Genomic DNA, 17,260 nt, shown 5'->3' with positions numbered 1-17,260 from the left:
GCTACAGGTAGATCACCTCGTTCTGCTCCACGATATGGGCCTCTTTGTGCAGCTTCTCCGCAATGGCCGCCTTGAAGAGCGCCTCTTTGTCCGCTTCCCCGTGGATGAGAAAGATGTTTTTGACGCTGTTCATCCCCTTGATCCACTCCAGGATGCCGGATTGGTCGGCATGGGCGGAAAAACCGTTGATTGTATAGACACCGGCCTCGATCCGGATATCTTCGCGGTAGATCTTGACCCACTTTGCCCCGTCAACGATGCGGCGCCCCAACGTGCCGGCGGCCTGGTAGCCGACGAAGATCAGCGCATTCTTGCGGTTCCAGAGGCGGTGTTTGAAGTGGTGCAGGATACGGCCGCCGGTGCACATCCCGCTGCCGGCGATGATGATGGCGCGGCTGTCGATCTGGTTGATCGCCTTGGACTCCCCAACGTCGAGGGTGTAGGTGAGCAGTTCGAAATCAAAGACGCTCCCGTCCCGCGCCTTCACCTCCCGGCACTTGGCGCTGAGCAGGTCGCTGTAGCGGTCGTAGACCTCCGTGGCCCTGATGGCCATCGGCGAATCGACGAAGACCTTGCAGTGCGGCAGTTCGCCGCTTTCGTGCATCTGCTTCAGCAGAAAAAGGATCTCCTGGGTCCGCTCGACGGCGAAGGAGGGGATGAGCACGTTACCCCAGTTTAGCAGGGTATCGGTCACGACCTTTTTGAACTCTTCCGTGCTCTGCAGGGCATTTTGGTGGTCACGGTCGCCGTAGGTCGATTCGGTATAGAGGTAGTCCGCATGGGGGCAGGGCGCGAGGTTGGGCAGTACCATGTCGTTGTCGTTGCCGATGTCACCGGAAAAGACGATCGTCCGCGTCACCCCCGCCTCTTCGTAGGCGATTTCGATAAACGCGGAACCGAGGATGTGCCCCGCGTCCCTGTAGGTCACCTCCACCCCCTTGCAAAGGGTAAAAGGCTCGCCGTACTCGGGCAGGATGCGGGTGAGGGCCAGGGCGTCCCTGACGTCGTCCTCGCCGTAAAGCGGCGGGCTTACCTCCCCCTCGGTCCCGCGGCGCAGCGCCTTTTTAAAACGGGTTTCATGGTCTTCTTGCATGATCTTGGCGCTGTCGAGGAGAATGACTTCGGCCAGGTCGAAGGTCGCCCGTGTCGCGACGATCGTCTTCGTAAACCCCTCTTTGACGAGTTTCGGCATCCGCCCGCAGTGATCGAGATGCGCATGCGTCAGCAGCAAAAAATCGACCTGCGCCGGATCGAAGCCGAACGCTTCCGCGTTGCGCTCCTCCTCCCGGCCCTGGAACATGCCGCAGTCGATCAGGATCTGTTTGCCGTTTTCGAGTTCAAGCAGGTGGCATGAACCCGTGACAACCTCCGCCGCCCCGTAGGAAATTACCGTCGCCATCTCCCCTCCTTTTGCTTCACTGCCACTATCATAGCACTAAACCGCCGGGACGATCAAACGGGCCTGAACCAAATAATCATTTTTATGTGTTGACCTGCACTTAAGAATTGTCGTCCTATGATGGAACTATTACAATTTTTTAGAGGAGACTGTCATGGCGATTCGCGGTATTTCAATTCTCAAAGGCATCGAAGCGGAAACGGTGGCCACACTGCTCAACAAAGCGTACTGCGACGAATGGCTGGCCTACTACCAGTACTTCATCGAGTCCAAGGTCGTCAAGGGGATCATGAAAGACGCCGCGATTGCCGAGCTTAATCAGCACGCGGCGGACGAACTGCGCCATGCGACGATGGTGGCGGACCGCATCATCCAGCTCGGCGGGACCCCGGCGCTGAGCCCCAGCGACTGGATGGTTCACGGTAACTGCGGGTACGAGGCGCCGGAGAACCCCGACGTCATGGCGGTGCTGGAGCAGGCGATCAAAGGGGAGCAGTGCGCCATCAGCGTCTATTCGGATCTCGTCGATCTCACCCGGGAAAAAGACATCGTCACCTATGACATCGTCTCCCAGATCCTCGCCGACGAGGTTGAACACGAAGAGGATCTGCAGGCCCTCTACGACGACATCCAAGAGTTCGTCGAGCAGATCAGGACGGCGCTAAAGTAGGACCACCGCCCAGATCATCACCGTCATCGCGACGCTGATCAGACAGGCGGCGGCCGCACTGTCCTTGGCCGCCTTGGCCAGGCGGTGGTAATCGCGCGTGCTCAGATCCACCCCCCGCTCGACGGCGCTGTTGAAGAGCTCAGCGACGATGGGGAGGAAGAGCGAGAACTGCAGCCAGAGCCGTTCGCATTTGGCAATGTCGATGCTCCAGGCGACGACGCTGAGCACGACAAAGAGCGCGACCTCGATCTTGAAGACCGTCTCATGCCGGAAGACATGCATAAACCCCTCGACGGCGTAGCCGAAGTTCCTGCGGAGCGAATATTTCGGTTTGTTCATCCTCGAAGCCCCTTTTTTAACCCATATAATACACTAACGCCGAGGGTTCCCCCCAGCGCGACGTCCAGCGCCGTCTGCATGCCGAAATGCTCCCAGAGCCACCCGCCGAAGGCCGCCCCAGCCGCGGCGAAGAGCGCGACCGCCGCATAGAAGATGCCGTAGACCGAACCGCGGTTCTCCGCCTGCTGCGCGATCATGGCCCGGTTCGCATTGAGCGTGGCGACCGTAAAAAGGCCCAGGAAAGCGAAGGCCGCCCAGGTCGCCAACGGTGTCTGCAGCCACAGCAGCGCCTGAGCGACGATGCCGCAGCCGTAGCCGAAGGCGTTCACGGTCCCGCTGCCGAAGCGGTCCGACCCCAGACCGAAAAGATAGCTTGTCAACGTCTGCACCCCCGTCGATACGGCAAAGAGCAGCGGGATCAGAGCCGTGGCGATCCCGACCGTTTTGGCCTGTACCGTGAAGAAGGCTTCGCTGAATATGAAAAAGAGGAACAGAAAATAGAAGAGCAGCTGCAGCACGGTTTTTTTGTCCGCGCCGCTCAGCCGGAAACGCTCGGCGCACTGAACCCGTTTGGGGATATCCCGCACGAAAAAGATGACGATCACCAGGCCGATGAGGCCGGGGATCAGCGTGGCGAAGAAGAGGGTGCGGATCACCCCTTCGCTGTCGCCGAAATACCACAGCAGCCCAAAGAGCAGCAGGGTGCCGCTGAACTCCCCCGCGATATCCATCGTTTTGTGAAACCCGAAGGTCTTGCCGTGGGCGTTCTGCCGGGCGTAGGAGGCGATCATCAGGTCTTTCGGCGCCGAACGCACCCCCTTGCCCACCCGTTCCAGTGCGCGCAGCGCCGCAATGCTCCCCCAGCCGTGGCTGAACCCCAGCAGCGGTTTCGAGAGGGCCGAAAAAAGGTAGCCGCCCACTACCAGCGGTTTGACGACGCCGTAGTAATCCGCGATATAGCCCGAAACCATCCGGAGCGCATAGGAGACGAAGGTCGCCACGGCGACAATGACGCCCAGCTTGTCCATCCCTTCATGCAGGACGGTAATGACAAAAATAGGAAGAATGGGATTGACCATCGCGGAGGCCAGGTCAGTGAAATAGCTCACCCATCCGAGGCGCACGACGTTTTGATCGATAGAGTGCATTCAGGCATTATAGCGCAGCCCGATGCGCGAAGAAAGGCTTATTTTTTGCCGAAGAGTTTTCCGAAGAAGCCGAACATGCCGCTCAGTTTTTTATGGAAGATGTCGTCGATATAGGCGGAGTAGTCGTGGAATCCGTCGTTGTGGAGTTTCAGCTCAAGGAACATCTCCGCGTCTCTCTGCGTCTTCGTCTGCTCAAGGTCGAGGAGTTTCGCGTAGAGGGTTTCGACCTCATCAAGCACTTTCTTGGGGACCGGCCAGCGGTGGGAGCGGTAACCGCGGATCTGCTTGTGCTCGTTGAAAAGCGGTTTGTACTCCGAGTAGACCCAGTAATATTTACCGTCTTTACGGCGGTTCTTGACGATAGCCTTGTACTCCTTGCCCGCTTTAAGGGCGTCCCAGAGCAGTTTGAAGACGGTTTTGGGCATATCCGGGTGGCGGACGATGTTGTGCGGTTTGCCCATCAGCTCCTCTTCGGGATAGCCGGAGAGTTCCACGAAATATTCATTGGCATAAACGATCTTGCCCATGACATCCGTTTCCGAAAGGATCTCTCTTTTTGAATCGACAGGTACTTCTATATCCAGGGGCTTGAGCTGAAACTTCTCCGACATCGGGGACTCCTTAAATTATGTATATTTGTCGGATAGTAACAGAAGCAAAGTTAATATTTTACAAAAAGTAATAGTTAATATTATATATATAAAGTAACGGTTATTGTTTTTTCACATTAATGTGACAAATAAGAAACCCGGATACACCTCCTCCTCTACTCCCCCCTGCTCGTTTATGCTGAAGCGGCAGAGACTTTCGCCGATCGGAATGACGAGGGTTCCCCCGGGTTTGAGTTGCTTCAGAAGCGTTTCGGGGAGTTCCCGCGCCGCGGCGGAGACGAGGATCCTGTCATACTGCTCCCCCGGCATGCCCAGGGCCTCGCCGGCCTCCTCGATCCGGACATGCCCGAACCCGAATGGCGCAATGTTGCGTTGACCGACCGCCACCAGGGTTTTACGGTACTCCAGCCCGGTCACCTCCCCCTGCGGACCGACAATATGCCCCAGCAGCGCCGTCGTCCAGCCCGAACCCGAGCCGATATCGAGGACCCGCTCACCCGGTTCGGCGCCGAGCAGTTCCAGCATAATCGCCACCGTCGTCGGCTGGGAGATCGTCTGTCCCTCCCCGATGGGAAGCGGGTAATCGCCGTAGCGCTCCTCCCCGTAATATTCCGGCACAAAGGCGCCGCGGTCGACGGCGCGAAACGCCTCGATGATCCGCGGCGTGCGTAGCGCCCCGTAGTCGATCATCCCCGCGATCAGCCTCTCTGTCGCTTCGCGGTCACGCATCATCGCCGCTTCCTACGGTCAAAAACGCATCCGGCAGCAGCGAGGTCGCCAGCATGACACTGTTGATGCCCGCGTGCCCCTGCCACGTCCCGACGGCCTGGTGCGCCTCCCGCAGCCAGAAAAGCTCCAGCACCTCGGCGATCGGCACAAAGGCCTGTAGCCCTTCAAGCTGTTCGGCCAGGATCGCGTTATGCAGGACGGCGCCGTTGAGCGCCTGCATCAAGGAGACCCCGTGCAGCCCGATGCCCAATCCCAGTTCGCGGAAAGGGAGCCTCGCGTCGGCGGGATGACGCAGGGCGTTACTCTGCGCGTAGCGCGACGTTCCCTCCCGCGCCGCTTCAAGCAGGGAGCGCAGCAGACCGCGCAACGGCAGGTCGTGCCCCGCCATCAGCTGAGTCACCCGCGCCGCATCGAACAGCATGCCGCCCAGCCCCAGAGGGTCCTCCGTGGCGAGCGGCATCGCTTCGGCCATCGTCCCGGCGGCTTCGAGCTCCCCGCCCAGACCCGCATCGTCGCCCAGCGCCCTCGCCGTCATGGAGAGCTGCAGATAGGTCACATACGCCTCCAGGGCATCATGCTGCCCCATCGATGCGACCAGCGGCCGGCGCAGGTCGATACTCATTTTCCAGTACATCCGTTTTGAGCCGTCCGGCAACGCGTAGGTAAAGGCCCGGTGCGCGCTTTTGGCCAGTTCGACGGCCCAGCGGCTGTAGCGCACCTCCCCGCTCACCGACGCCATGCGGTCGAGAGCATGCATCCACTTGGTGAGGTAATGGAAATATTGGCCGTCGCGGTCCCACTCTGAGGCTTCATCATACGCTGCATCGGCACCGCGCTCCGGCTGCGGCTTGCCGATGCGCAGTCCCGCTACCGTCGGGTAGCTGGCCGCATCAGCCGCTGCCAAGCCGCTCAAAGGCCCTTCGCGCGCGTCGTCGCCGCGGAATGCCCCCAGTTCGCGGTGGACCGTATCGATCAAAATCCGGGCCTTTTCAAGATACCTCTTCTCCCCGGTGCGTTTGTACAGTGAAAGGAAGTTGCAGACGGCGAAGGCATCCGTCCAGAGATAACGCCCCTTCCCCGTTCCAATCGGGTTTTGCGCATCATAGGCCTCCATCAGGGCCGCGGCCTTTTCGATGCGCTCGCTGTGTTCCAGGATCATTGCCGCCTCACTCCCCCATCACGGGGCCGCCGACCTCATCGTCGCCGTAGAAGCTGTGCGTCCCGTCGCAGAAGGGAAGATTCTTGGAGGATTTGCAGCGGCACAGCAGGTAGGCCTTGCTCTTCTCTACCGTGAACTTCAGGGGCATGCAGCCGCTCCCCTTGTGGCTGCCGTCGCAGAAGACCCCCTCTTTGGCGCGGCCGCACATGCAGTACATATAGGACTTCCCCGCCTCCAGGTCGACCCCCTTCGGTTTATTGAAAAAAACAACAGCATCCTTGCACATCTGGCACCCCCGTTTTGCAGTGGACGATCCCGCACACCGTTTTTTTCATAATAGCCCGATGCCACGGCGAAGTCAAGCCCGCCGGAAACGCCGGAAGTGTGGCTATAATTATTGCATGACACCCTTTCTTCTGCCGCCGAAGGTGCGCTGCAGCGACGGCGAGATGCGTCGCGTCGGATTTGAACTGGAGTACTCCGGCCCGGAGCTGGAAGCATGTGCCAGGATCGTCGCGGAGATCACCGGGGGCGAGATCACCGAAATCAACCCCTGGCACTACACCATCGGCCCGACGCCCTGGGGAGACTTCTCCCTGACGCTCGATTTCCAGTTCCTCATCCGCTCAGGCCTCCAGGAGTGGCTGCACAATGCCGGGTTCGACGAAGCGATGGAGCAGGACGAAATCGACGCCATCGAATACTTTATCGGCTCCTTTTCCGCGTCGCTTGTCCCCTTTGAGCTGACGACGCCGCCGCTGCCGATGAACGCCCTTGACCTGGTCGAGACCCTTAAAGATGCCCTGCGCGATGCGGGGGCGCTCGGCACGACGGCCAACCCCCTCTATGTCTTCGGCTTCCACATTAATCCCGAGGCCCCCGACTTGAGTGCGGCGACCCTGCTGGCCTATCTCCGCGCCTACCTCGTGCTCTATGACCTGCTGGCCGAGGAGATCCGTCCCGTCTTCACCCGGCGCCTCTCTTTCTATATCGACCCCTTCCCCTCCGATTACATCCGCAAGGTTTTGCACCCCGCCTACCGTCCGACGATGGAGAGCTTTACCGACGATTACCTGGAAGCCAACCCGACACGCAACCGGGCCCTCGACCTGCTGCCGCTGCTGGCCTGGAACGACCTGGGGCGTGTCCGCCGGGCCCTGCCCAAAGAGAAGATCTCCCCCCGCCCCGCCTTTCACTTCCGTCTCCCCAACTCCCGTGTCGACGAAGCGGGTTGGCACACCGCCGACGCCTGGAACAGCTGGCTCCATGTGGAACGCCTGGCGGAAGATACGGAGACGCTGCTGTCGCTCGCCTATGCGCGCTACCGCATGATGAACTCATTCTTCTACCGTTTCCGCAAAAAACAGTGGATAAAAAGGATACGCCAATGGGCAGAAAAGTTCGAATAGCCGTCACGGGAGGCAAACGCGGCAGCCGGCTCGCCTGGTACTTCTCCCGCTTCCTGCTGGGGGGCCACGGGGCGGGAGGAAGTTTCCTGCATCCCGAAACCGTTTACCGTGATGCCCCCTTCGACGCCCTGCTGATCACCGGCGGCAGCGATATCGATCCCCAGACCTACGGTGCCCGGGCGCACCCGGCCATCGAACATACCGATCCCGCGCGTGATGCCATGGAACTCTACCTCCTCGAGGCGGCAATCCGCCGGGGGGTGCCCGTCATGGGCATCTGCCGCGGCATGCAGCTGCTCAATCTCCATTTCGGCGGGACGCTGCATCCGCATATTCACGACTTCGACCTCGACGTCGCTCACCCCCATACGCCCCTGCCGCTCAAAACGGTGACGCTGGAACACGGGACAAACCTGCACGACATTGTCGGGCAGACCACCCTGCGCGTCAATGCACTGCACCATCAGGCCGTCGACCGGCCCGGCGAGAAGATGCGCATTGCCGCCCGGGACGGCAACAAAATCGTCCAGGCGATCGAACACACGGAGCTGCCCTTCCTGCTGGGAGTGCAGTGGCATCCGGAGTTCATGCCCTACAGCTGGCACAGCCGGAAGATCTTCGCGGCCTTTGTCCATGCGGCACGGACGATGCATACGTCGTGAAAAGATAAATTCGGGATAAGAAAACGGGGAGGAGAGGCGGCGCCCTCTCCTAGAAAATCAGCGGATCAGTTCCGCGCGGACGGAGCGGTTCTGCGCACGCCCTTCGGCTGTGGCGTTGGTGGCGACCGGATCGGTCTCCCCTTTTCCGACGGCGCTCAGGCGGTTGGACGCGATTCCCTTACCCACCAGCAGGCCGACAACGACCTCGGCACGTTTCTTCGAGAGCACGTCATTATATGCATTCGTCCCGCGGTCGTCGGCACGGCCGACGATCTCGGCTTTGTAGGGGTTGGATTTCATATAATCCGCAAAGGCATCGATCTCGTCCATATGGGCACTCGTCACCACGGCGGAGTCGGTGGCGAACTCGACGCTGAACGGGAAGGTCGCGGCACACCCTACTTTATCGACCTTGAAGCCTGATGGGGTCTCCGGGCAGTTGTCATAAAGGTTCGCAACGCCGTCGCGGTCGTCATCGGGCACGCACCCGTAGGCGTCGACTTCGGCGCCGCGCGGTGTATTCGGGCACTGGTCATTGTCGTCGATGACGCCGTCGCCGTCACTGTCGTAGGTTTTGTACCCAGATGAAGCTACCGCCGCGCCCGACGTTCCGTGGGCACCGAAGGCAAAAGAGAGACCGGCGAGCGCCAGCAGGTTGCTGTCATAGCGGTTGCCGTTGTTCTTGAGCATGTAGATCGCTTCGAGTTTCAGCGCCACCTGGTCGGTGAAGGGGATTTTCACCCCCGCACCGGCATCGCCGTAGGCGCTGTTTTTATTGCCGTAGAGCGGATTGCTCATATTCTCGTAACCGGCGCCGATCTTGGCGAACGGGCGGACGCTGCCTTCCTCCGTGTAGTCGTAGACGGCCCCCATGCCGACACGCCAGATATTCGTGGACGCAGACATATCCGCAGGGCTGAGGAAAAGGGGCGGCGTCGGTGCCGGCGGCTCATAGGAGTAATCCGTATCCGTCGCATAGTAGGCGGAGAGTTCCGGTTTGATCGGGAAAGAAAAGAGGTTGTTGATCTGGATCTCACCCCCGATGATCATCTCGTTTTCAAGCAGAATATTGCCTTCCGGAATCCCGATCCCCGCCACCGGTGAAACCTCGATATTGTATTGTGATGCTGCCGCGATCTGTGCCGCCAGCAGCGCACTCGTCATCCATGCACGCTTCATCATTCCTTATACTCCTGAGCGAAATTCACGGAAGTATACCATAGAGAACTGTACAAAAAATAACGTTTTTTTAAAAAAATGTAACTATAGCGCCGGGTGCCCCTCTACCGCCCTGCGCCCCGCTTCGATCAGCGGCGCGGCTTTATGGAAGTCAAACGTACTGCAGATATTCTTGGGGAGGGTAATCATGATATCGGGCGGGTAGCCGCCGATACGGTACTGGGTCAGGCTGCGCTGCATCGTATCGAAACTCTGATCGAGAATGGAGAAAATGTGCGCCTGCTCCCGGCGGCGGAGGCGCTCTTTGATGGCATTTTTGGCCTTGGATGCCAGACGTTCGGCAAAGGAGTCGTAACGCTCGGCCACGGCAGCTTCCTCCTGCTCCGCGTCGGGGCCGTAGAGGTTGACGGCGATGGTCAGGTCGCTGCGGTCGCGCATCGTCGGTGCCACGGGCAGGGGGTTGAGGACCCCGCCGTCGACCAGGAGCATCCCGTCGAGCTCCACTGGAGTGAAGACGGAGGGGATGGCGATCGACGCACGGATCGCGCTTAGCAGGTCGCCGCTTTGAAACCACACCTCTTTGCCACGGTTCAGGTCCGACGCGACGGCCGTAAAACGGATGGGCAGCTCCTCGATCGCCTGCGTACCGATAAGATCGTCCAGACGCTCGAAAACCTTTGTACCGCTCATAATGCCCCGCTTGTCCCAGGCGAGGTCCAGGAGCGCGGCGACGTCGAGGGGGTCTAGCCCCTGCACCCACTCCTTGTACTCGGCAAGCCTGCCGCAGGCGTAAAGTCCGCCGACCAGCGCCCCCATGGAGCAGCCGCTGACAGAGACGATCTCATACCCCTTCGCCTCCAGCGCCTCGATGACGCCGATATGAACGTAGCCACGCGCCCCGCCGCTTCCCAATACCAACGATACTTTCTTCATCGATTCCCTTTGTGTTCAGAACTATTTCTAATTATAGGGCATTCGGAGCTGCGGGGAGATCAACTTGTGTCACTCGAGAGGGTAATGGAAGGGGAAGAGAGCATCATGCTCTCTTTGTGCCCAAAGAAAAAGGGCTAGCGTTTGCGGATAACGACCCCCTGGTCCGTCTGGTGGGCCGGGTGATACGGCCCCGCCGGCAGTGCAAAGAAGAGCCGGGCGTTCGCGACATGGGCGTATTCGACATAATCGGCCGCGGCGGTATTGATCGCCGTACCGATCGCCTGGACCAACAGTCCGGCCAGTCCTCCGCCGCCGCTGTTGCTGGTGAGGTCAACGGTGACGCTACCGTCGTAATCCCACAACTTCTCGTTCGTCTTGGTCGAGTACGCTTCCGACTCAATCGTGACCGTCAGGGAAGAAGCCAGGACCATGTAGGAGACGTCCCACTTCTTGATACGCGTGAACATGACGACGTCCGCGCCGAAGTAGTCGTAGAACTTGTCCGCGGACATGCTGTAAAGCAATTCGGTGTCATAGACACCCTCCTGCTTGAGGACGTCGCTGACCATCTCCATCGGGAAGACATAGTAGCCCGTCTGCGCTATGGGCATCTCGATCGTCGTGGCGTAGTAGGCTTTCGCCTCGGCGTCGCTGCTTTCGTTCATCGCCGGCAGCACCAGGATGGAACGCGGATCCTCTTCATACATCTGGGGGAACGCTTCACCTTTGGTGATGCCTGCGTTATGGGCGGCACACCCCGTCATGATCATCGCGGCGAAAACCGAGGCTGCCACTGCAGCTATTTTTCCGTACTTCATGATTTCGCCCCCTTCGCTTCGGCTTTGCGCACCTTCTCAATGACGCGGTCCATAAAGTGCGCCGACTCCGGGTAGAGCCCTTTTTCCATCTCGAAATAGTGCACGGCCTGCTTGGTGTCCCCCTGCTTGAAGTAGATGTAGCCCAGGTTTGCGTACATTCCCGGTGCCACGCGCTTGGAAACACTATCGTTGGCGTTTTCGATGGCCGTCAGGATCGCCTGCTGCATCGCCAGGAGGTTCTCCGCACTGGCATCCTGTTTGTACGCATAGTAGCTTTCGCTGTAGGTGCCGTAGTTATAAAGTGCCTGCGGTTTCGTAGCACACCCGCTCAAAAGCGCAATTGCTGCCAGCGGCCAGGCCGCTTTCATCAGCATGCCCATCCTCACTGGCCGACTCCGATCTCTTTGGCGATGCCGTCGCCGACGTAGATACTGCGTTCAACGACAAGGGCATCCCCCTTGTAAACCTTGACCGTATGCTTGCCCGGAGCGACCCGGTACTGGTGGTCGCGCCCGGCTTCGACGGTGAAGGGCTGTCCGTCGTCGACGGAGACGGCTGCCCCCGCAACGTCACCCGTAAAGTAGAGGTAGGATGCCCGCTCACCCGTGGCGACGCCCGACTTGTAGCCGCATCCGGCCATGAAGAGGGCGGCGGCCATCAACAGTGCTGTCAATGCTTTCATGCTTTAATCCTTGTGGACCTGGATATACAGGTCCGAGAAATTTTTCGTTTTCAGGCGCGCGCCAAGGTCTCCGCTCGTGATCGACGCGAAGGAGACTTCGTTCTCCGGGGTGTCACCCGCCGTCGAGACGATCTCGATCGTTGCCAGCTTTTTGCCCGGGAGCGTGATGATACTGTTGGTCTGAGGGTTCTTGACCTTCTTGCCCGACGCCATGACGTCAAACTTGTCCCCCACCTTGATGTTCTGGCTCTTGCCGCCGGAGGTGATCAGCATCCCCTGCTCGTAGCCCAGCAGGTAGCCGCGCCACGGTTTGTCCATCATGTTCTCGATGACGTTCGATGCGAGGTCCGAGATCGCCGCGTCGATCGCCTTGTCGTTGAGCTGGGAGTCATACGCGCTCTTGTCCCCGACGCCCATGACTGTACCGGCTTCGCTGTACGCCGTGCCTTTCCCCTCTTCGGAGTAGATGATCTGCCCCGTACTGACGTCGACGATGCGGATATGGACCTTCGCGAAGGCCTCCTGTTTCTTAACGCGGCTAAACCAGCCGACGTCGCTTACCTCGTTGCGGCCGAACTCCGTAATGGAACCGAGAATGAGGTAGTCCGCGCTGTTTTTCAGCGCGGGCGCATCGCCCATCGCCAGCTCTTTCTGGATCTTCTCGAGGTCCGCACGCTCAAGCATGATGAACTTGCCCGTCTCGAAAAGCTTTGAGGAGAGGATATCCATCGCCTGCTTCCCGATCCGATCGCTGTTCTCGTCGATAAAGAAACTCTGGCCGTAGCGGGTCTCGTTGGTAAAGCGGCCGATGGCGACTTTGCGCTTCAGACCCGAAGGCTCCTCTTTGAGCGCCTTGGCGGCCTGCACCGTTTTGCTGACGGCGGGGGCCGCCGTCGGCGTTTCATGCACTTCCTGCTTCTCCATAGTCGCACACCCCGTGATACAGAGGGCTGCGGCGACCGGAACAAGTAAATACCTATACTTCATTGTAGTCTCCGATAACAGTATATGTTTTATATTATGCCAAGTCATGCTTAATCTAGAGGGCTGCAAACGCTCCCCGGCATTCGGATGGGGGATGGCAGAAGGGAAGAAAACGGAGATGTGCGGTTAAAAAACGGGCGGATGTCCGGCAGCCGGCCGCGCCGGTGCAGGTTATTTACTCATACCGCAGCGCGTCGATCGGGTTCATGTTTGCCGCCTTGCGCGCCGGGATGATCCCAAACACGATGCCGATCAGCATGGAGAAGAGCAGGGCGACGGTCGTCACGGCCGGGTTGATGACCAGGGTCAGGTCCATCGCCTGCGCGACCCCCACGGTGATCCCGATGCCTGTGAGCACGCCGAAGATGCCGCCGAGGCCCGAGAGGACGACCGCTTCGATCAGAAACTGGATCAGGATATCCTGGCTCATGGCCCCGATGGCCATACGGATACCGATCTCGCGGGTGCGTTCCGTCACCGATACGAGCATGATGTTCATGATCCCGATGCCGCCGACGACGAGGGAGATGGCGGCCACCGCCCCCAGCATCACCGTCAGCATGGAGGTGATCTGCGACAGGGTATCGAGCAGCGCCGTCATGCTCCGGACGGCGAAGTTGTCCTCTTTGCCCGGTTTGATGTTCCGGCTTTCGCGCAGCACCTGGCGGATCTGCTGTTTGACGGTGTCGAGGGGATAGTTCTCCTTGACCGACACCAGGATGGAGGGGATGTTCTGGTTCCCGCCGATCCGGCGCTGGAACATCTTGATGGGGACGAGGATCAGGTCATCCTGGTCCATCCCGAAGGTGTTCGCCCCCTTCTCCTCGAGCGTCCCGATCACCCGGCACGAAAAGCTCTTGAGGCGGATCTTCTTCCCCAGGGGGTCTTCCCCCCCGGGGAAAAGCTCGTCGATCACCGTCTGCCCGAGGATACAGACGCTCTGCCCCGCGCGCAGCTCGCTCTCGCCGAAGCGCTCCCCCTCCGCCAGGTTCCAGTTCTGGACATCAAAATAGCCGTTCTCGACGCCGCGCACGCTGGTCTGGTAACTGCGGTCGCGGTAGAGCACGTTCACGGTACTGCTGGCCATCGGGGAGACCGCTTCGAGCGTAAAGATCGACTTTTGCAGGATACGGACGTCCTTCATTTCGAAGGGGATGCTTGTTCCCGACATCCCCGGAGGCCCCTTCTCCTGCCCGGGCATGATGTGCAGGGTGTTACTGCCGAGGCTGCCCACGCTCGCGGTGATCGACTCGCTCGCCCCCTGCCCGATGTTGACCATCGCGATCACCGAGGCGATCCCGATGACGATCCCGATCGCCGTCAGCAGGGAGCGCATCAGGTTGCGCCTGATTTCACGGATGGCCTGCAGGAAAGCGTTAAGCAGCATGGCCCGTATCCTGCTCGATGCGGCCGTCACGCAGGAGGATCGTGCGCGACGCATACTCGGCGATCTCCTCTTCGTGTGTCACCATGATCACGGTGATCCCCTGGGCGTTGAAGCCCCGGATAAGCTCCATGATCTCGTGGCTGCGCTGGGTGTCGAGGTTCCCCGTCGGTTCGTCGGCGATAAGGACCTGCGGCTGCGTCACGATGGCGCGGGCGATGGCCACGCGCTGCTGCTGCCCGCCCGAAAGCTGGGAGGGGTCGTGATGCATGCGCTCCGCAAGCCCGACCTGCACCAGGGCCTCTTCCGCGCGCTCCCGGCGCTCCCTGGCGGAAACCCCCTGGTAGATCAGCGGCATCTCCACATTCTCCAGCGCCGAGGTACGTTTGAGCAGGTTGAAGCCCTGGAAGACGAAGCCGAGGACGTAGCGGCGGAACAGGGCGCGCTGTTCATGCGTCAGCCGCCCCAGGTCCGTCCCCTCGAACCGATAGCGCCCCCCGCTGGGCACATCGAGGGCACCAAGGATATTGAGCAGAGTCGATTTACCGCTGCCGCTGGGCCCCATGATGGCCACGAACTCGCCCTGGCCGATACGGAGATCCAGCGGGTGCAGGACGTGCGTCGCCGCTTCGCCGCTGCCGTAGGTCTTCGTGATCTGTTCCAGGCTGATCACGGCTGCTTCTCCTGGGCGACGATGAGACTGTCCCCAGCTGTGAGCACCTCCCCGGCGATGACGCTCTGGGTGCCGTTCGTGCCGAGCACCTCGACGTAGAGCTTCTCCGGGGTCTGCCCGTTCAGCCGCCAGACGTGCGGTTTGTCATCAAAGGCGCTCTCGTCATCATCATGAAACGCGAACAGTTTCGTCTCCTTGGACGTTACGACGGGAAGATAAAGCAGCGCGGCGCGGGGGACGATCAGCGCATCGCGGAAGGTCTGGACGGTGATATCCGCGTCGGCGCTCATCCCCGGGCGCAGCTTCAGATCGCTGTTGTTGACGTCCAGCACGGCGATGTAGGTGACGACCCCGTCCTCGATCTCCGAATTGACCCGCACCATGCGGATGGTCCCCGAAAACACGCTGTCGGGATAGGCGTCGACCGTAAACGTTGCCGTGTCCCCCGCCTTCACCTTGGCGATATCCGCCTCGTCTACGCTGACCTGCAGCTCCATCTTGCGCAGGTCCTTGGCGATCGTGAAGAGTGTCGGGGTCTGGTAGGAGGCTGCCACCGTCTGGCCGGGGTCGATCTCCCGGGTGAGCACGGTGCCGTCGACGGGTGAATAGATCGCCGTGCGCTCCAGGTCGTACTGCGAAGAGACGAGGCTGTGCTTCGCCTGTTCCACCTGCGCCTTGGCGTTATCGACCTGCGCCTTGGACGCCAGATAGTCGGCATAGTCCGTATCCCAATCGCTTTGCGAAGGCAGGGCCCCTTTCGTCTCTTCGCGCAGCGTTTCGTCGCGCTTGAGCGTCGCCTTGCTGCGGTAGAGTTCCGCATTCGCGTTCTCCAGCGTCGCCTTGGCCGACATCAGCGCCGCATTTGCCTTGTCGACGGCGCTTTGGTACTTCGTCTTATCCATCTGCGCCATCAACTCCCCCTTCTTCACAAGGTCGTTGTAATCGACAAGCACCTTCTCGATCGTGCCCGAGACCTCCGTACCGACGTCAACGCTTTCCAGCGGCTGCAGGTACCCCGACGCCGAAACGGTGATGTTGAGTTCCCCCCGTTCCGCGTTCTGGGTCACGAAACGGTAGGCCTGGCCGTTTTTGGCCGGTTGCAGGAAGAAGTAACCGCCGACGGCCACCGCGATCAGCACGACAACGCCCAATACGATCCATTTCCATCGGGGGCTTTTATACGCCGTGACCTTTTCCATCGCTTCCATTACTGCTCCTTGTATGTCCGGGTGTCAAAGTAGAGCGCTATACGCTCAATCTGGATGTTGTAGTGCTGGATCTGCTTTTCGAGTTTCTGGATCTGCACAGAATTGCCCAGCGACTCGAGGTCGTAGGAGGAGGTATAGCCCGCTTTGACCTGGCTCTGCGTAAAGGTGTAGAGGTCGTCGTACATGGCGATCATCTCTTCGGCCACGCCGATCTTCTCTTCATAGTCGCCAATGGTCGCCGCACGCATATCGTACTCCTCCTCCAGCTCCATCTTGCGGTCGATCTGCGCCGTCTGCGTCTGCAAGGATTGCAGTCGGCTCGCCTCGACCGTCCCCCTGCTGTTGATATCGAGCGGCATGCTCAGCACGGCGCCATAGCTGTAGCGGTCCCCGTGATAATCGAGGCTGTCGCCGCGGTAGTCGTTATAGCCGTACCCTGCGTTGACCGAGAGCGTCGGCAGGTAGGCCGAACGCGTCACCTTCCACGCCGCCGTGTCCGCACGGCTCTGGGCCGTGTATTGCAGCAGTTCAAGGCTGTTTTGCAGGTAGACGTCGCGGGGGACAAGGGGGAATGCCGGCAGCGACACCGTGTCGACGCTGCGCGACCCGAGCAGCTTCTGGAGTTCGAATACTTCGCTGCGCAGGGTGTTGCGCACGACGATCACGTCGCTGCGTGCACTGTCGCGGTCGATGGTCACACGGTTGAGCTCACTGATGTCCGCACTGCCGGCCTTGTACTTCGCCCGGGTGATCATCAGGTCAATGTCGCGATTGGCCAGCGTCAATTCACTCTGCTGCAACTGAAAGCGGTCCCGCTCAACCTGCGCTTTGAGGGTATAGGCCTGCTTGAGGTAGGCAGCCTCCTCCAGGTCGACGGCAAGCAGGTTCGCTTTGCCGGAGGCTTCCGCCTGTTCGACGGTATAGTAGATCCCGCCGCTGCGGAAAACATCCTGGTCCCACGACACCCCGGCGCTTGCCAATCCGCCCTCACTGCCCGCGGCATCCCTGGAGCGCGTATAGGAGAGCGACAACATTAACGGAGAAACCCAGCTTGTCTTGCCGGTCCCGGTCTGTTCCATCACCTGTTCGCGCTTGAGCATCAGCAGTTCCTGCTTCTGTTCCGAAAGCGGCAGTGTTTCGGCGCCGAGGCATGCGGCGAGCAGAAACGGCAGGGGCCAGAGCCGGCGTAGACGTAACGTGCATTCTTTCACTTTACCGATATCCTTCTGAGTGTGTCACTTGCCATTATAGAACAAGCCTGCCCCTTTAGGGA

The 17,260-nt window shown here is 60.1% G+C and carries 20 protein-coding genes; 3 read left to right on the top strand and 17 right to left on the bottom strand.

Annotated features, from left to right (window positions below; genetic code table 11):
- Position 1: 1 nt before the first annotated feature.
- Positions 2-1,399, bottom strand: a complete 1,398-nt coding sequence (locus LOH54_RS01605) for an MBL fold metallo-hydrolase RNA specificity domain-containing protein (protein ID WP_231019957.1) — start codon at positions 1,397-1,399, stop codon at positions 2-4.
- A gap of 154 nt (positions 1,400-1,553) precedes the next feature.
- Here LOH54_RS01605 and LOH54_RS01600 point away from each other — a divergent pair, with 154 nt between their 5' ends.
- A complete protein-coding gene (locus LOH54_RS01600; RefSeq protein ID WP_231019955.1) occupies positions 1,554-2,069 on the top strand; it encodes a ferritin-like domain-containing protein in 516 nt (171 codons plus the stop codon).
- On the opposite strand, the gene LOH54_RS01595 is transcribed toward LOH54_RS01600, so the two are convergent.
- The 6 genes from LOH54_RS01595 to LOH54_RS01570 all read right to left on the bottom strand — a co-directional run bounded on the left by LOH54_RS01595 (position 2,061) and on the right by LOH54_RS01570 (position 6,341).
- Positions 2,061-2,408 (bottom strand): diacylglycerol kinase, encoded by a 348-nt coding sequence (locus tag LOH54_RS01595; protein WP_231019953.1) that lies wholly within the window; start codon positions 2,406-2,408, stop codon positions 2,061-2,063. The two genes, LOH54_RS01600 and LOH54_RS01595, sit on opposite strands and share 9 nt — an antisense overlap.
- Positions 2,405-3,556 carry an MFS transporter gene (locus LOH54_RS01590; protein ID WP_231019951.1) on the bottom strand — a complete coding sequence of 384 codons (1,152 nt, stop codon included), beginning with the start codon at positions 3,554-3,556 and terminating at the stop codon, positions 2,405-2,407. Before LOH54_RS01590 ends, LOH54_RS01595 begins: the two co-directional genes overlap by 4 nt.
- A 38-nt stretch (positions 3,557-3,594) precedes the next feature.
- Complete coding sequence (locus LOH54_RS01585) at positions 3,595-4,167, bottom strand: PAS domain-containing protein (RefSeq protein ID WP_231019950.1); 573 nt, start codon at positions 4,165-4,167, stop codon at positions 3,595-3,597.
- Between the two features lie 111 nt (positions 4,168-4,278).
- Positions 4,279-4,899, bottom strand: coding sequence for a protein-L-isoaspartate O-methyltransferase family protein (locus LOH54_RS01580; RefSeq protein ID WP_231019949.1), 621 nt, complete (start codon positions 4,897-4,899; stop codon positions 4,279-4,281).
- Positions 4,889-6,055, bottom strand: coding sequence for a hypothetical protein (locus LOH54_RS01575; RefSeq protein ID WP_231019947.1), 1,167 nt, complete (start codon positions 6,053-6,055; stop codon positions 4,889-4,891). The genes LOH54_RS01580 and LOH54_RS01575 overlap by 11 nt, the downstream gene beginning before the upstream one ends.
- A 7-nt stretch (positions 6,056-6,062) precedes the next feature.
- Positions 6,063-6,341, bottom strand: coding sequence for a CDGSH iron-sulfur domain-containing protein (locus LOH54_RS01570; RefSeq protein WP_231019945.1), 279 nt, complete (start codon positions 6,339-6,341; stop codon positions 6,063-6,065).
- Between the two features lie 115 nt (positions 6,342-6,456).
- On the opposite strand from LOH54_RS01570, the gene LOH54_RS01565 reads away from it, so the two are divergent.
- Positions 6,457-7,464 (top strand): amidoligase family protein, encoded by a 1,008-nt coding sequence (locus LOH54_RS01565; protein WP_231019943.1) that lies wholly within the window; start codon positions 6,457-6,459, stop codon positions 7,462-7,464.
- Positions 7,443-8,126, top strand: coding sequence for a gamma-glutamyl-gamma-aminobutyrate hydrolase family protein (locus LOH54_RS01560; RefSeq protein WP_231019941.1), 684 nt, complete (start codon positions 7,443-7,445; stop codon positions 8,124-8,126). The genes LOH54_RS01565 and LOH54_RS01560 overlap by 22 nt, the downstream gene beginning before the upstream one ends.
- A 57-nt stretch (positions 8,127-8,183) precedes the next feature.
- Here LOH54_RS01560 and LOH54_RS01555 read toward each other — a convergent pair whose 3' ends face one another.
- The 10 genes from LOH54_RS01555 to LOH54_RS01510 form a co-directional block, all read right to left on the bottom strand.
- Entirely contained in the window at positions 8,184-9,308 is a 1,125-nt protein-coding gene (locus tag LOH54_RS01555) for an OmpA family protein (protein ID WP_231019939.1), read from the bottom strand.
- Between the two features lie 81 nt (positions 9,309-9,389).
- Complete coding sequence (locus tag LOH54_RS01550) at positions 9,390-10,238, bottom strand: patatin-like phospholipase family protein (RefSeq protein WP_231019938.1); 849 nt, start codon at positions 10,236-10,238, stop codon at positions 9,390-9,392.
- A gap of 134 nt (positions 10,239-10,372) precedes the next feature.
- The gene (locus LOH54_RS01545; protein WP_231019936.1) at positions 10,373-11,056 is read right to left on the bottom strand and encodes a GNA1162 family protein; all 684 of its coding nucleotides are present in this window, start codon (positions 11,054-11,056) and stop codon (positions 10,373-10,375) included.
- A complete protein-coding gene (locus tag LOH54_RS01540; RefSeq protein ID WP_231019934.1) occupies positions 11,053-11,430 on the bottom strand; it encodes a DUF4810 domain-containing protein in 378 nt (125 codons plus the stop codon). Before LOH54_RS01540 ends, LOH54_RS01545 begins: the two co-directional genes overlap by 4 nt.
- A gap of 8 nt (positions 11,431-11,438) precedes the next feature.
- On the bottom strand, positions 11,439-11,738 hold the full coding sequence (locus tag LOH54_RS01535; protein WP_231019933.1) for a hypothetical protein: 300 nt from the start codon (positions 11,736-11,738) through the stop codon (positions 11,439-11,441).
- A gap of 3 nt (positions 11,739-11,741) precedes the next feature.
- Positions 11,742-12,725, bottom strand: coding sequence for a CsgG/HfaB family protein (locus tag LOH54_RS01530; protein ID WP_231019931.1), 984 nt, complete (start codon positions 12,723-12,725; stop codon positions 11,742-11,744).
- 172 nt (positions 12,726-12,897) lie between these two features.
- Entirely contained in the window at positions 12,898-14,163 is a 1,266-nt protein-coding gene (locus tag LOH54_RS01525) for an ABC transporter permease (protein ID WP_231019929.1), read from the bottom strand.
- On the bottom strand, positions 14,099-14,779 hold the full coding sequence (locus tag LOH54_RS01520; RefSeq protein ID WP_231019928.1) for an ABC transporter ATP-binding protein: 681 nt from the start codon (positions 14,777-14,779) through the stop codon (positions 14,099-14,101). Before LOH54_RS01520 ends, LOH54_RS01525 begins: the two co-directional genes overlap by 65 nt.
- Positions 14,776-15,987 carry an efflux RND transporter periplasmic adaptor subunit gene (locus tag LOH54_RS01515; protein ID WP_231019926.1) on the bottom strand — a complete coding sequence of 404 codons (1,212 nt, stop codon included), beginning with the start codon at positions 15,985-15,987 and terminating at the stop codon, positions 14,776-14,778. Before LOH54_RS01515 ends, LOH54_RS01520 begins: the two co-directional genes overlap by 4 nt.
- Complete coding sequence (locus LOH54_RS01510) at positions 15,987-17,198, bottom strand: TolC family protein (protein ID WP_231019924.1); 1,212 nt, start codon at positions 17,196-17,198, stop codon at positions 15,987-15,989. The genes LOH54_RS01515 and LOH54_RS01510 overlap by 1 nt, the downstream gene beginning before the upstream one ends.
- Positions 17,199-17,260 lie beyond the last annotated feature (62 nt).

This window comes from Sulfurimonas sp. HSL-3221 (assembly GCF_021044585.1).
Taxonomy (GTDB): domain Bacteria; phylum Campylobacterota; class Campylobacteria; order Campylobacterales; family Sulfurimonadaceae; genus Thiomicrolovo; species Thiomicrolovo sulfuroxydans.
The sequence above is the reverse complement of the archived record's forward strand: the minus strand, read 5'-3'. Positions and strand labels throughout refer to the sequence as shown.

Excerpts from the sequence above, each read along its gene's own strand:
- LOH54_RS01605 (WP_231019957.1), bottom strand. The coding sequence starts at position 1,399 with ATGGCGACGGTAATTTCCTACGGGGCGGCGGAGGTTGTCACGGGTTCA.
- LOH54_RS01600 (WP_231019955.1), top strand. The coding sequence starts at position 1,554 with ATGGCGATTCGCGGTATTTCAATTCTCAAAGGCATCGAAGCGGAAACG.
- LOH54_RS01595 (WP_231019953.1), bottom strand. The coding sequence starts at position 2,408 with ATGAACAAACCGAAATATTCGCTCCGCAGGAACTTCGGCTACGCCGTC.
- LOH54_RS01590 (WP_231019951.1), bottom strand. The coding sequence starts at position 3,556 with ATGCACTCTATCGATCAAAACGTCGTGCGCCTCGGATGGGTGAGCTAT.
- LOH54_RS01585 (WP_231019950.1), bottom strand. The coding sequence starts at position 4,167 with ATGTCGGAGAAGTTTCAGCTCAAGCCCCTGGATATAGAAGTACCTGTC.
- LOH54_RS01580 (WP_231019949.1), bottom strand. The coding sequence starts at position 4,899 with ATGATGCGTGACCGCGAAGCGACAGAGAGGCTGATCGCGGGGATGATC.
- LOH54_RS01575 (WP_231019947.1), bottom strand. The coding sequence starts at position 6,055 with ATGATCCTGGAACACAGCGAGCGCATCGAAAAGGCCGCGGCCCTGATG.
- LOH54_RS01570 (WP_231019945.1), bottom strand. The coding sequence starts at position 6,341 with ATGTGCAAGGATGCTGTTGTTTTTTTCAATAAACCGAAGGGGGTCGAC.
- LOH54_RS01565 (WP_231019943.1), top strand. The coding sequence starts at position 6,457 with ATGACACCCTTTCTTCTGCCGCCGAAGGTGCGCTGCAGCGACGGCGAG.
- LOH54_RS01560 (WP_231019941.1), top strand. The coding sequence starts at position 7,443 with ATGGGCAGAAAAGTTCGAATAGCCGTCACGGGAGGCAAACGCGGCAGC.
- LOH54_RS01555 (WP_231019939.1), bottom strand. The coding sequence starts at position 9,308 with ATGATGAAGCGTGCATGGATGACGAGTGCGCTGCTGGCGGCACAGATC.
- LOH54_RS01550 (WP_231019938.1), bottom strand. The coding sequence starts at position 10,238 with ATGAAGAAAGTATCGTTGGTATTGGGAAGCGGCGGGGCGCGTGGCTAC.
- LOH54_RS01545 (WP_231019936.1), bottom strand. The coding sequence starts at position 11,056 with ATGAAGTACGGAAAAATAGCTGCAGTGGCAGCCTCGGTTTTCGCCGCG.
- LOH54_RS01540 (WP_231019934.1), bottom strand. The coding sequence starts at position 11,430 with ATGCTGATGAAAGCGGCCTGGCCGCTGGCAGCAATTGCGCTTTTGAGC.
- LOH54_RS01535 (WP_231019933.1), bottom strand. The coding sequence starts at position 11,738 with ATGAAAGCATTGACAGCACTGTTGATGGCCGCCGCCCTCTTCATGGCC.
- LOH54_RS01530 (WP_231019931.1), bottom strand. The coding sequence starts at position 12,725 with ATGAAGTATAGGTATTTACTTGTTCCGGTCGCCGCAGCCCTCTGTATC.
- LOH54_RS01525 (WP_231019929.1), bottom strand. The coding sequence starts at position 14,163 with ATGCGTCGCGCACGATCCTCCTGCGTGACGGCCGCATCGAGCAGGATA.
- LOH54_RS01515 (WP_231019926.1), bottom strand. The coding sequence starts at position 15,987 with ATGGAAGCGATGGAAAAGGTCACGGCGTATAAAAGCCCCCGATGGAAA.